Origin of the sequence: Bradyrhizobium sp. AUGA SZCCT0177 (genome assembly GCF_018130125.1) — a bacterium.
Taxonomy (GTDB): domain Bacteria; phylum Pseudomonadota; class Alphaproteobacteria; order Rhizobiales; family Xanthobacteraceae; genus Bradyrhizobium.
Map to the genome: position 1 here is coordinate 166,207 of NZ_JAFCMA010000008.1, position 12,729 is coordinate 178,935.

Sequence of the window (12,729 nt, forward strand, 5' to 3'; positions counted from 1 at the left end):
ATAGTCTTGCCGATGACGAGGCGGCTTACTTCGCTGCCATCGCCTTGGTGAGGTTCTCCGCGACCTTGTCGAGGAAGCCTGTCGTGGAGAGCCAGCGCTGGTCGGCGCCGACCAGGAGCGCAAGGTCCTTGGTCATGTAGCCGGCCTCGACGGTATCGACGCAAACCTTCTCCAGCGTGTTGGCAAACTTCGCCAGTTCCTCGTTGTTGTCGAGCTTGGCGCGGTGCGACAGGCCGCGGGTCCAGGCGAAGATCGAGGCGATCGAGTTGGTCGAGGTTTCCTTGCCCTTCTGGTGCTCGCGGTAGTGCCGCGTCACCGTGCCATGCGCGGCCTCGGCTTCCACGGTGTCGCCGTCCGGCGTCATCAGCACCGAGGTCATCAGGCCGAGCGAGCCATAACCCTGCGCCACCGTGTCGGACTGCACGTCGCCGTCGTAGTTCTTGCAGGCCCAGACATAGCCGCCGGACCACTTCATCGCCGCCGCCACCATGTCGTCGATCAGGCGGTGTTCATAGGTGATCTTCTTCGCTTCGAACTTGGCCTTGAATTCCTTGTCGTAGATGTCCTGGAAGATGTCCTTGAACCGCCCGTCATAGGTTTTCAGGATGGTGTTCTTGGTCGAGAGATAGACCGAATAGCTCTTGGCGAGGCCCTGGTTGAACGAGGCGCGGGCGAAATCGGCGATCGAGTCGTCGAGATTGTACATCGCAAGCGCAATGCCGGCGCCCGGCGACTTGTAGACTTCGCGCTCGATCACCTGGCCGTCGTCGCCGACGAATTTCATCGTCAGCGTGCCCTTGCCGGGGAACTTGAAATCAGTGGCGCGGTACTGGTCGCCGAAGGCGTGACGGCCGATGATGATCGGCTTGGTCCAGCCGGGCACCAGGCGCGGCACGTTCTTGCAGATGATGGGTTCGCGGAACACCACGCCGCCGAGGATGTTGCGGATGGTGCCGTTGGGCGACTTCCACATTTCCTTGAGGCCGAATTCCTTCACCCGGGCCTCGTCCGGGGTGATGGTGGCGCATTTGACGCCGACGCCGACCTTCTTGATGGCGTTGGCGGCGTCGATCGTGACCTGGTCATTGGTCTTGTCGCGGTATTCCATCCCAAGGTCGAAATACATCAGGTTCACGTCAAGGAACGGGTTGATCAGCTTGTCCTTGATGTACTGCCAGATGATCCGGGTCATCTCGTCGCCATCGAGTTCGACGACGGGGTTGGTCACCTTGATTTTTGCCATGACGGAGGGGGCCTTTTTTGGAAAACCGCGCGTTTAGCGGCGGATGGGATGGTGGTGCCGTCGCTATAGCATCCGAAAACGCGGGCTGGAAGGCGATTGGCGGTGCGGATATGGCTGGTTTTCAGGCGAGCCCGAAACGCCGTTCCAGCCAGCTTCGCGCCTTGCCGGGTGGCATGGCGCGGATCACGGCGGCGGCGCCGCGGTTCTGCCGGTGATGGATCTCGGCGATGTGCAGATAGAGCCGGGCGGCACGCCAGCTGCGGTCCGGATGGCAAAGCTCCAGAATTCTGCGCCACACCGCATTGGCATGGCTGGGATGCTCCGCGAAGCAGGCGCCCCAGAGAATCTCAAGCGCGTACGCCTTCGATGCGTGGGGCTCAATTCGAGAGGCCAGATCAAGGCACTTTTTGAGTTCGCGCTCGGCAAAGACAAGCCGTCCCTGTTTGAACGGCCATGCCATCACGGCCACCGTGCCATAGGCGTCATGGCATGATTGCGCTTCACGCGCGGCTTCTTCCAGGATCGACAAGGCCGCGCCCGGGTCCGCATATTCCGCAACCGAGGCGAGAGCCTGAACGCGATACCACGCATCGGGGCAGCCGCGCGCCGCCTGCAGCGCCTTGGCGGTGTCGGTCGGCGCCAACTGTCCCGCCTGCTGACGTCCGATCAGGGACGCATGTGAAGGCCTGGGCGTATGCGGACGGCGCTGTTGCTGCGAAGACATGAAGCTTTGTCGCGGTGCGCGCGGACGCGGTTCGCAGCAAGATTTCCCTCAGAACGCTGCCTGCGTCGCTGTTCCCGCCACCACATACCAGGTCACGAACAGGCCGCAGATCAGGGCGCCGGGCAGGCTGGAGCCGGTCCGCCGCCAGGTGAAGGTCGCGACCACGGCGCAGATCGCCAGTAGCGGCACGAACTGGATGGCGACGATGGTCGACAGCGGCACGAAGCCGGGATCTGGCAGCGGGTTGAACAGCTTTCCGGTCAACCAAAGCGTGCCGTATTGTAATACCAGCAGCACGATGAAGCCCAGCGTCAGCGCCAGGATGTTGGTGAGGTAAAGCCCGGCACGCCCCGCCGCCATGGTCGAGAAATTCCGGTGCAGCACATGCAGCGCCACCACGAAGAAGGCCGTGAACGGCACCAGGTAGATCAGGAAAATCATCGCTTGCTTGGCGCTCATCAGCTTCAGCGCCACGATCCAGAACCGGAAGTCGATCTTGAAGGCGAGGTCGCCCAGCCACAGCGCTGCATAGCCGATCGCGACCGTGGCGACCGCGATCACCACGGACTGGCCGATAATACCGGCCCGGCTGGCCCGCTTGGGCGCGAACGGCATCAGGGCCAGCGTGATCAGGGCATTGATGACGGCCCAGACCATGATCTGGTTGGTAATCCCCTGCGGCAGCCAGGCCGACGGTTTTACAAAAGTGCCCGCCAGCGCAAAGGCCGGGTAGTAGGTCAGCGCCGGGATGAACGCCGACAGGATGAAGGCCGCGGTCCAGCGCCGGCCGACCGCAGCCGAATGCGCCGGCATAGTGCCATCGGCGATCTCGGGCAGCCGCAGGCGGGAATACATCCTGGCTTCCAGCAGGGCATCAAAGGCCCCGATCAGGAGGGCGACGAAGCCGAGCAGGGCGATCAGCGTGCCAAGCTCCTTGCGGAACCAGATCTGGTCATCGGCCGGCAGCGGCGTGCCGCCCTTCAGGGTTTTGGCGAACCAGTCGAGGCTGTAGCCGATGGCTTCATGGGAGATGTGCTCGGCCGGGTGGGTGATGGCGGGGGTGTAGAGCACCCGCGCGGTTCCCTGGGCGATGTCGCCATAAACCTTGCCGGGCTCGACCGGCCCTTGGGTACCGAACATGGCCCACAATTTGGGGCTCTGGGTGACGTCCCGGGCCAGATCGACGCCCCACATCAGGGTCGAAAATTCCTCGTATTGGGCGAACACCAAAGCGGTGTTGCGCGGCCAGGTCGGGGTGCCGTCGGCGGCGAACGGCTTGCCGGTCGACGACCCCTCCAGCACCATTGACTTGTAGTCGTTGGGCATGGCTGTCGCCGCCGCCAGCACGGTCCAGCCACCCATCGAATGACCCTCGAGGCCGATATTGGTCTTGTCGACGAACTCGAGGCCGCGCAGATAGGCCAGTCCGTCCGGACCACCAAAACCGTTGGCGAAGGCGGGCGGGTCGCTATAGCCGTGGCCGGTCTGGTCGAGGGCGAGGACGACATAGCCGCGGCGGGCGAACTCGATGGCAAAGCCGTCCTGGGTCTCGCGCGAATTGATGTAGCCGTGGACCGCCAGAATCCCCGGCGCCGGAATCTGCGGCGTGGCATTCGCGGGGATGTAGAGCAGGGCACTCATGGTGTTGCCCTTGGCGCCCTTGAACCTGACGTCCTGGATCCGGATGCCGCCGGACGTCTGGGTCAAATGGGCCAGCAGTCCGCCGGCCAGAATGAGGAGGAAACCGACAATCGCCAACGACCATCTGCCGCGCATGGACGTCTCCTCTTTTGGCCTCAGCCGTTGAACCGGCCGCCTGTTTGTTTGCAGCTTCGCTTTGAGTGTGATTGTTAGCCTATCCGAAAGCCGTGCGCGTACAAGCCGCGAGCGATCAAGCCCAATTCAGGCTTTGACCGAACTTTCGGAAACGCTACTAAGCCCGTTATCTGGCTTGAGAATTCTGGCCGCTGTTGTGGCCGGTCATCGAGACATGGAATGAGGTTTTGAATCAGGTGCTTCGCATCCTGATTCAAAACCTTCAGAAGTTGAATCAGCTTCCGAACTTGAATCAGAAAGCGACGCGAGAAATGTCCGGGTCTGGGACCGATAAAACCAAGTCTGGTTTGGACTTAGCTGGACCTGTTGTGATCCTTGTCGAACCACAGCTCGGCGAGAATATCGGCATGGCCGCGCGAGCGATGGGCAACTTCGCTCTTTCCCGTTTAAGAATCGTGAATCCGCGCGACGGCTGGCCGAACGTGGCGGCGCAACGCGCGGCGGCGGGTGCCGACCAGATTCTGGAGAGCGCCGAATTGTTCGACACGGTCGAGCAGGCGGTCGCGGATCTGACGCTGTTGTTTGCGACCACCGCCCGCGCGCACGACCAGGCCAAGCCGGTGGTGGCACCTGCCAATGCCGCGGCTGAGATCGTGGCCCATGTCGCCGACCGAGGCGGGGTCGGCATCATGTTCGGCCGGGAGCGCTACGGTCTCCAGAACGAGGAGGTCGCGCTCGCCAACCGGATCATCACCTTCCCGGTCAACCCTGGTTTCGCCTCCCTCAACCTGGCGCAGGCGGTGCTCTTGATCGGCTATGAGTGGTTCAAGCTTTCGACCGGCGGCGCGCTCCCGTTCGCGATGCCCGAAAGGTCCGAGCCGGCCTCCCAGCATCAGATGCAGGCCTTCTTCGACAACCTCGTCCGGGAGCTCGACAAGGTCGAGTTCTTGCGCCCGGCCGAGAAGCGGGACACCATGCTGGTCAACCTGCGCAACATCTTCACCCGGATGGACCCGACCAAGCAGGACATGCACACCCTCCACGGGGTTGTCATGGCGATCGCCGAGGGGCGCAAGGGTCCGGCCAAGGGCGGCGTGCTCGACGGCGAGCAGGCGACGAGGTTGCGCGCCCTGCTGGCTGAGCATGGCCAGGCGGCTTCGCCGTCGGAGAGCGGCGGAACCGTCCGTGGCCTGGCCCGATTGCTGCGCCGCAATCCGACCGACGCCGAGCGCATGCTGTGGCAGGCGCTGACCCGCGACCGCCGCTTCGCCGGCCAATTCAAACGCCAGACTCCGATCGGCCGCCACATCCCCGACTTCGTCACCTTCGTGCACCGGGTCGCGATCGAACTGGTCAACTCGTCCGAGTCGGAGGCGATCGTCGCCGACCGTGCCGCGCGGCGGAGCTGGCTGGAGGCGCGCGACTACCGGGTGGTCGAGATGCGGGTGGCGGACGTGGAGAGGGACCTTGACGCCGAGTTGGGGCGGCTGGAGGGCGCGATCTCCAGTTCGACTTGACCGTTGTCGTTGCCGGGACCGCGCGCATACACGCGAGCAGGGTACGAAACAACCGAAGGCTGTGACAACGATGCGCTCGATTGCTATTGTCCCCGGCGTGAATTCCGCCTGGGGGCATGATGCCGAAGAGTAAATACCGCGCGCTGGTCGGCGCGGCGACAATTTTGATGACGCTGATCGGTGCGTCGCATGTGTCAATTTCGAGTGTCCGCGCGGAATTGCCCCCGGCGGCGAAGTGCAACGGCGGTGCTGTCAGCCTGGACGATCGCATTGCGGCTTGCACGGCCGTGATCGAAGCGGCGACGGCCATGATGCCACACGTGATCGTTGCACACTTTCAGCGCGCCCGGCTTTATCTCGAGAAGGGAGAGGCGGACCGGGGGATCGCCGACTACAGTCGGATACTCGAACACGATCCGAACAATATGCGTGCCCGTCTTGGCAGAGCATCTGCCTACAGCGGGAAGCGCGACCTGGACGCAGCGTTCGCCGATTACGCGAAGGCCGTCGAACTCAATCCAAAAGATGTTTACGTCTATCTGGGACGGGCTAGCGCCTATCTGGCCAAGGGAGACATTGACGGCGCGATCGCCGACTATGGCCGCGTCCTTCAGCTTCATCCCGAAAATTTCACCGCATTTGTCAACCGTGCCTACGCCTACACTCTCAAGGACGAGCCGGACCGCGCCACGGCTGACTGCAATCGTGCGATCGCGATCAGCCCGGAGCACCACATCGGTCGATACTGCCGCGGCCAGGCTCACATGGCCAAGGGCAACATTGACCTTGCATTGGCCGAATTCAATCAGGCCATTCAGCTCAATCCAAGGGATACCCGGTCCTATGCTTTCCGTGCCAACGTCCTTGGTGCCCGAGGGGACCTCGAACAGGCGCTGAACAGTATCAAGCAGGCAATCGAACTTGCCCCGAACGATTTCCGTCCCCATCGCTGGAAAGGGTTCATCCACTTTCAGGCCGGGATGTTGTCGGAAGCCTTCGATGATCTCGGCCGAGCGTACGAGCTCAATCAGAAGGATCCCTATACGCAGCTGTGGCTCGATCTCGTGCGGCAGAAGAGTGGCCAACCGAGCCAGCTTAATGAGATCGCCAGGCAGCTTGACATGTCGCGATGGCCGGCTCCGATCGTCCGCCTATTTCTGGGCGAGATGGAGCCGGAGGCCGTGCTCGCGGCCGCGGACGATGCCAACGCTCGGAAAAAAAGAGAACAGGTCTGTGAAGTAAATTTCTACTCGGGCGAATTGGCACTGCTGCGAGGCGCAAGAGAAGAGGCCAAGCGGCTTTTCCAGTTCGCCGCCGCTGAATGCCCCAAAGACTTTATTGAGTGGCAAGCCGCCAACGCTGAGCTCAAAGCAATCGGGACGGCCCCGTGATTCCCGCGATCCAGATCGCCTCTAGCTGGCGCCGCCAAGCCGGAGGACTATCTCGCGAGCTTCAAGATCAGGAAGTCATCGTAAACGCCGTGGACTTGTAGCGCGCGGGGCCGAAATCCCGAGCGCCTTCATGCGCGACGCCAGCGTGGTCGGCTTGAGGTCGATCAGCTCGGCGGCGCCGCCGGCGCCGAACACCTTGCCGTTGCAGGCGGCAAGGGCGGCCAGGATGTTGGCGCGCTCGTGATCGCGCATCTCGGCTGACGTCATGACGGCCGGCCGCACGTCGCTCTTCTGGCGGCTGGCGCTGGCCGGCGAATGCGCGCCAACCGAATCCGGCAGGTCGATCCGCAGCCGTCCATTCTGCGACAAGATCGCCGCGCGCTCGATCACGTTCTGCAGTTCGCGGACATTGCCGGGCCAGTCGTAACGCTGCAGCCGCCGCGCATCACCTTCCGACAGCCGCAAATCGGACTTCAGCTCGTTGCTCTCGCTCATCAGGAAATGCTGGGCCAGCAGCGGAATGTCCTCGCGGCGGTCGCGCAGCGGCACGGACTCCACCGGAAACACGTTGAGCCGGAAATACAAATCCTCGCGAAAGCGGCCGCGCTGCACTTCCTGCTTCAGGTTCCGGTTGGTGGCGGCGATCACGCGCACATCGACGGTGCGGGTGCGCTCCTCGCCGACGCGCTCGAAATTTCCCTCCTGCAGCACGCGCAGCAGCTTGCCCTGCAGCTCCAGCGGGATTTCGCCGACCTCGTCAAGAAACAGCGTGCCGCCATCGGCGAGTTCGAACCTTCCGATGCGGTCGCGCACCGCGCCGGTGAAGGCGCCTTTGACGTGCCCGAAGAATTCACTCTCGAACAGTTCGCGCGGGATCGCCGCGCAATTGACGCGGATCAGCGGCCGGTCGCGGCGGTTGCTGGCTTCATGAATGGCGCGCGCGATCAATTCCTTGCCGGTGCCGGACTCGCCAGTGATCATCACGGCGGCCGTGGTCGGCGCGACCAGTTTGACCTGGCGCAGCGTCTTCTGGATCGCCTCGCTCTGGCCGATGATGCCGCGCGGATTGGTCTCGATCCGGATCTCTTCCTGCAGATAGGCGTTTTCCAGTTCCAGCCGCTCGCGCAAGCGGTCGACTTCGGCAAGCGCGGCGTGCAGTTTTTCGTCGGCCTCGCGGCGGTGGCTGACGTCGCGAAACACGATCACGGCGCCGACGACCGTGCCGCGGTCGCGGATCGGCGTCGAGGTGTACTCGACCCATACCGGAGAACCGTTCTTGCGCCAGAACACCTCGCCATCGACGTTGTGGATCGCGCCGTCGCGAAACGCCGCATAGATCGGACAATCCTCATCGGGGTAATGACTGCCGTCATGGTGGCTGTGGTGGACGATCGGATGAATCGCCTTGCCGACCAGTTCCTCGGCAGTCCACCCCAGCATCCTTTCTGCGGCCGGATTGACGAAGGTGGTCTTGCCTTCGGCGTTGACGCCGTAGATGCCTTCGCCGGCGGCGCGCAGGATCAACTGGTTCTCGCGCTCGATGTCCTGGAACACGCGCTCGACGCGCTGCCAGGCGGCGAGCCCGCCGCGCATATGGTCCTCGGCGGTGGCATCGACATAGCGGCGGCGGCGCTGTTCGAGATCGCTCATCGTGAGCAGGATCAGCGCGCGTCCATCATGCGGCAGCATCGATCCCGTATATTCCAGCCGCAGCTTCTGGCTGGTGGCGTGACGCGGCGTCAGTGTGTTGGTCCAGTAGGCACCCTTGTCGAGCACCGCCTGGCTGAACACGATCAGCGCAGGCACTTGCCCGGCATGCAGCGCGCTGAATTTGGTTTCCCGCAGCAGCGTGCGGTCGTAGCCGAGCAGGGTGCAGGCGGCGGGATTGGCATCGATGATTTCGTCGGTGTCGGGGTCGAGCAGCAACGTCGGCTCGACCAGATAGTCGAAGGTGAGGGTGCGCAGATCGATGTCGCGCGCCGTTGCGGCATGCAAATGCGGCGTCGAGTCCATTCCCAAAACTCCGAGAATTCGTAATTTAGCTACGAGTTTTCGTGTATCACGATTTTTCGTAATCGACAACAAACCAGCTAAATCACTGCATTAATTCGGCAAACGCGGTCGGATCGGGCTGGCACACTCCTTGCGTAATTGACCCCAGCGTCACGCAGGAGGTTTCATGTCCACGTTCGACAATCCGTTCGATCCCGCCCGCCGACTCCATGCCCAGGGTTGCTGCTGCGGCAGGCACGTTAGCGATGCCGAACATGATGCCGACGCGCAGCTCGCGCTGCAGCCGGCGGTGGCGGCTTCCGAAGAGGCCCGCTTTGAGAACGTGGTCGCATCCGCCGTGATGCGCGCGATGTTTCCGCAGGATGTGGCGCGCCGCGCTTTCCTGAAATCGGTGGGAGCGGCGACTGCGGCCGCCGCGCTGTCGCAATTCTTCCCGCTCAAAACCGCGACCGAGGCCTTCGCGCAAGGCGGACCGCTGGAAAAGAAGGACCTCAAGGTCGGCTTCATTCCGATCACCTGCGCGACGCCGATCATCATGGCGGCGCCGATGGGGTTTTACTCCAAGAACGGCCTCAACGTCGAAGTCATCAAGACCGCCGGCTGGGCCGTCATTCGCGACAAGACCATCAACAAGGAATACGACGCAGCCCACATGCTGTCGCCGATGCCGCTCGCGATCACGATGGGCGTCGGCTCCAATCCGTTGCCCTATACGATGCCGGCGGTCGAGAACATCAACGGCCAGGCCATCACGCTCGCGGTCAAGCACAAGGACAGACGCGATCCGAAGACCTGGAAGGGTTTTAAATTCGCCGTTCCGTTCGACTACTCCATGCACAACTATCTGCTGCGCTATTATCTCGCCGAGCACGGCATCGATCCGGATGCCGACGTGCAGATCCGCGCGGTGCCGCCGCCGGAAATGGTTGCCAACCTGCGCGCCGACAATATCGACGGCTTCCTCGGCCCCGATCCGATGAACCAGCGGGCGGTCTATGACGGCGTCGGCTTCATCCACATCCTGACCAAGGATATCTGGGAGGGGCATCCCTGCTGCGCCTTTGCCGCATCGAAGGAATTCATCACCTCGATGCCGAACACCTACAGCGCGCTGCTCAAATCGATCATCGAAGCCACTGCGTTTGCGCACAAGGCCGAGAACCGCAAGCAGATCGCGGAGGCCATCGCGCCCGCGAATTATTTGAACCAGCCGCAGATCGTGCTGGAGCAGATTCTCACCGGCACGTTTGCCGATGGCCTTGGCAATGTCGTGACCCAGCCGAACCGCGTCGATTTCGATCCGTTCCCCTGGCAGTCCTTTGCGATCTGGATCATGACGCAGATGAAGCGTTGGGGGCAGCTCAAGGGCGACGTCGACTATGCCGGCATCGCGGCGCAAGTCTATCTCGCCACCGACGCCACCAGGCTGATGAAAGAGGCAGGACTGACGCCGCCGACCACCACCACCAAGAGTTTTTCGGTGATGGGCAAGACCTTCGATCCGGCCAAGCCCGAGGATTACCTCGCCAGCTTCAAGATCAGGAAGGCTTCGTGATGATGGCGGGAGCGCAACTACGTTTGCCGCTGTCGTCCCGGCGAAGGCCGGGACCCCAGCGCGAGCGCAAATTGCGCTCGTCGCGGCGCCGTGTCGCCTCGATTGCGCATGATGTCAGCGACCTTCTTTCATTATCACCGCCGCGGAGTATGGGTCCCGGCCTTCGCCGGGACGACGTGTTGAGAGATTTCGCCCGATGACATCATCTCTTCGTTTCCGCGCGGCGATCGTGTCGATCGTGCTGTTCGCCGCGTTCCTCGGCATCTGGCACATTTCGACGCGCGGCACCGGCACCGTCGCCAACATGACGCCGGAATACGCCAAGCTGATGGGGCTGACCGCGACCGCCGGCAAGTCGGCGATGCCGGGACCGCTCGATGTCGGCGCGAAGCTGTGGGAACACCTGAAGAGCCCGTTCTACGATAACGGGCCGAACGACAAGGGGCTCGGAATCCAGCTCGGCTATTCCATCGCCCGCGTCGCCCTCGGCTATTTCCTGGCTGTGATCGTCGCGATACCGCTCGGCTTCCTGATCGGCATGTCGCCGCTGTTCAGCAAGGCGCTCGACCCGTTCATCCAGGTGCTGAAGCCGATCTCGCCGCTGGCCTGGATGCCGCTCGCGCTCTACACCATCAAGGATTCCAGCATTTCCGCGATCTTCGTGATCTTCATTTGCTCGGTATGGCCGATGCTGCTCAACACCAGCTTTGGCGTCGCCGCCGTGCGCAAGGAATGGATCAACGTCGCCCGCACGCTCGAAGTCGGCACCGTCAGGCGCGCCTTCACGGTGATCTTGCCGGCGGCGGCGCCGACCATTCTCACGGGCATGCGGATCTCGATCGGCATCGCCTGGCTCGTGATCGTCGCGGCCGAAATGTTGGTCGGCGGCACCGGCATCGGCTACTTCGTCTGGAACGAGTGGAACAACCTTTCGATCACCAATGTCATCATCGCGATCCTGCTGATCGGCATCGTCGGCATGCTGCTCGACCAGATCCTTGCGCGGTTCACGCGCATGGTCACGTTCCCGGAGTAGAGCGATGACCGACAAGTTCATCTCGATCGAGGGCATCGCGCGGCGTTATCCCGGCGCTGATGGCGGCCAGATCAGCGTGTTCGAGGATCTCTGGCTGTCGATGTCGCGCGGCGAATTCGGCTGCGTGATCGGCCATTCCGGTTGCGGCAAGACCACCGTGCTGAACATCCTCGCCGGCCTCGATGAGCCCAGCGAGGGCGCCGTCATTGTCGACGGGCAGGCGATCGAAGGCACCAGCCTCGACCGCGCCGTGATCTTCCAGAGCCACGCGCTGCTGCCGTGGCGCACGGTGCTCGGCAATGTCTCTTATGCCGTCACCTCGAAATGGCGCAACTGGGACCGCGCCAAGGTGAAGGCGCATGCGCAGAAGTTCATCGATCTGGTCGGGTTGACCGGCTCCGAGCACAAGCGCCCGTCGGAATTGTCTGGCGGCATGAAGCAGCGCGTCGGTATCGCACGCGCGCTTTCGATCACCCCGAAGATCATGCTGATGGACGAGCCGTTTTCGGCGCTCGATGCGCTGACGCGCGGCACGCTGCAGGACGAGGTGCGCCGCATCTGCCTTGAGACCGGGCAGACCGCGTTCATGATCACGCATGACGTGGATGAAGCGATCTATCTCGCCGATAAGATTTTCCTGATGACCAACGGCCCCGGCGCGGTGCTCGCCGAGATCGTGGAAAATCCGCTGCCAAAGGACCGCGGCCGCATCGATCTGCACCGCCATCCCTATTACTACGCGCTGCGCAATCACATCGTCGATTTCCTGGTCAGCCGCAGCAAGACCTTTGCGGCCACGGTAACCAACCACGATCCGCGCAACGTGCCGATCGTGCGGCCGGGCCTGAGCGAGCCGACCATCGTCGCGTCGCCGAAAATGATCGAGACCAGCCCGGCTCAGACGATCGCCCGTTAACATTCACCAGGAGACGAGACATGAAACGCGAAGACCTCACCGAAAAGCTGCTCGACATCAAGCGCGAGAAGGGTTGGAGCTGGAAGCACATCTGCGAACAGATCGGCGGCTATTCCGAAGTGCTGATCGTCGGCGCCATCCTCGGCCAGATGAAGCTGACAAAACCGCAGGCGGCGAACGCCGGCGAACTGTTCGGGCTGTCGAAGTCGGAAGTAGCGATGCTGAACGAAGTGCCGATGCGCGGCACCGGCACGCCGATGCCGCCGACCGATCCCCTGATCTATCGCTTCTACGAAATGGTGCTGGTCAACGGCCCGGCGTGGAAGGCGCTGATCGAGGAGGAGTTCGGTGACGGCATCATGTCGGCGATCGACTTCGACATGGCGATGGAGCGCGTCGCCAATCCGAAGGGCGACCGCGTCAAGATCACGATGTCCGGAAAATTCCTGCCCTACAAATATTATGGCGCCACGGGGAATGTGCCGGAGTATGGCTTCAAGGAAGGCTGAACCAGCCCTGACCGTCATTGCGAGCCAACGGGTCGCGCGAATGCGCGCC

At 62.8% G+C, this 12,729-nt stretch carries 10 protein-coding genes; 6 read left to right on the forward strand and 4 right to left on the reverse strand.

Annotated elements, in window-relative coordinates:
• Positions 1-25: 25 nt before the first annotated feature.
• The 3 genes from JQ597_RS12000 to JQ597_RS12010 all read right to left on the reverse strand — a co-directional run bounded on the left by JQ597_RS12000 (position 26) and on the right by JQ597_RS12010 (position 3,743).
• Entirely contained in the window at positions 26-1,243 is a 1,218-nt protein-coding gene (locus tag JQ597_RS12000; protein WP_212264367.1) for an NADP-dependent isocitrate dehydrogenase, read from the reverse strand.
• Positions 1,244-1,364: 121 nt separating this feature from the next.
• Positions 1,365-1,967, reverse strand: a complete 603-nt coding sequence (locus tag JQ597_RS12005; protein ID WP_212264368.1) for a hypothetical protein — start codon at positions 1,965-1,967, stop codon at positions 1,365-1,367.
• Between the two features lie 48 nt (positions 1,968-2,015).
• A complete protein-coding gene (locus JQ597_RS12010) occupies positions 2,016-3,743 on the reverse strand; it encodes an alpha/beta hydrolase family protein (RefSeq protein ID WP_212264369.1) in 1,728 nt (575 codons plus the stop codon).
• A gap of 311 nt (positions 3,744-4,054) precedes the next feature.
• On the opposite strand from JQ597_RS12010, the gene JQ597_RS12015 reads away from it, so the two are divergent.
• Positions 4,055-5,260 (forward strand): TrmJ/YjtD family RNA methyltransferase, encoded by a 1,206-nt coding sequence (locus tag JQ597_RS12015; protein ID WP_212264439.1) that lies wholly within the window; start codon positions 4,055-4,057, stop codon positions 5,258-5,260.
• A 119-nt stretch (positions 5,261-5,379) separates the two neighbouring features.
• Positions 5,380-6,651 carry a tetratricopeptide repeat protein gene (locus JQ597_RS12020; protein WP_212264370.1) on the forward strand — a complete coding sequence of 424 codons (1,272 nt, stop codon included), beginning with the start codon at positions 5,380-5,382 and terminating at the stop codon, positions 6,649-6,651.
• A 75-nt stretch (positions 6,652-6,726) separates the two neighbouring features.
• Here JQ597_RS12020 and JQ597_RS12025 read toward each other — a convergent pair whose 3' ends face one another.
• On the reverse strand, positions 6,727-8,664 hold the full coding sequence (locus tag JQ597_RS12025) for a sigma 54-interacting transcriptional regulator (protein WP_212264371.1): 1,938 nt from the start codon (positions 8,662-8,664) through the stop codon (positions 6,727-6,729).
• Between the two features lie 166 nt (positions 8,665-8,830).
• Here JQ597_RS12025 and JQ597_RS12030 point away from each other — a divergent pair, with 166 nt between their 5' ends.
• From JQ597_RS12030 to cynS, 4 genes are all read left to right on the forward strand, one after another.
• Positions 8,831-10,219, forward strand: coding sequence for a CmpA/NrtA family ABC transporter substrate-binding protein (locus JQ597_RS12030; RefSeq protein WP_212264372.1), 1,389 nt, complete (start codon positions 8,831-8,833; stop codon positions 10,217-10,219).
• Between the two features lie 196 nt (positions 10,220-10,415).
• The gene (gene ntrB / locus JQ597_RS12035; RefSeq protein ID WP_212264373.1) at positions 10,416-11,255 is read left to right on the forward strand and encodes a nitrate ABC transporter permease; all 840 of its coding nucleotides are present in this window, start codon (positions 10,416-10,418) and stop codon (positions 11,253-11,255) included.
• Between the two features lie 4 nt (positions 11,256-11,259).
• Complete coding sequence (locus tag JQ597_RS12040) at positions 11,260-12,171, forward strand: ABC transporter ATP-binding protein (RefSeq protein WP_212264374.1); 912 nt, start codon at positions 11,260-11,262, stop codon at positions 12,169-12,171.
• A 20-nt stretch (positions 12,172-12,191) separates the two neighbouring features.
• Positions 12,192-12,680 (forward strand): cyanase, encoded by a 489-nt coding sequence (gene cynS, locus JQ597_RS12045; protein ID WP_212204518.1) that lies wholly within the window; start codon positions 12,192-12,194, stop codon positions 12,678-12,680.
• The last annotated feature ends 49 nt before the right edge of the window (positions 12,681-12,729 follow it).

Excerpts from the sequence above, each read along its gene's own strand:
- cynS (WP_212204518.1), top strand. The coding sequence starts at position 12,192 with ATGAAACGCGAAGACCTCACCGAAAAGCTGCTCGACATCAAGCGCGAG.
- JQ597_RS12025 (WP_212264371.1), bottom strand. The coding sequence starts at position 8,664 with ATGGACTCGACGCCGCATTTGCATGCCGCAACGGCGCGCGACATCGAT.
- JQ597_RS12040 (WP_212264374.1), top strand. The coding sequence starts at position 11,260 with ATGACCGACAAGTTCATCTCGATCGAGGGCATCGCGCGGCGTTATCCC.
- JQ597_RS12000 (WP_212264367.1), bottom strand. The coding sequence starts at position 1,243 with ATGGCAAAAATCAAGGTGACCAACCCCGTCGTCGAACTCGATGGCGAC.
- ntrB (WP_212264373.1), top strand. The coding sequence starts at position 10,416 with ATGACATCATCTCTTCGTTTCCGCGCGGCGATCGTGTCGATCGTGCTG.
- JQ597_RS12015 (WP_212264439.1), top strand. The coding sequence starts at position 4,055 with ATGTCCGGGTCTGGGACCGATAAAACCAAGTCTGGTTTGGACTTAGCT.
- JQ597_RS12005 (WP_212264368.1), bottom strand. The coding sequence starts at position 1,967 with ATGTCTTCGCAGCAACAGCGCCGTCCGCATACGCCCAGGCCTTCACAT.
- JQ597_RS12010 (WP_212264369.1), bottom strand. The coding sequence starts at position 3,743 with ATGCGCGGCAGATGGTCGTTGGCGATTGTCGGTTTCCTCCTCATTCTG.
- JQ597_RS12020 (WP_212264370.1), top strand. The coding sequence starts at position 5,380 with ATGCCGAAGAGTAAATACCGCGCGCTGGTCGGCGCGGCGACAATTTTG.
- JQ597_RS12030 (WP_212264372.1), top strand. The coding sequence starts at position 8,831 with ATGTCCACGTTCGACAATCCGTTCGATCCCGCCCGCCGACTCCATGCC.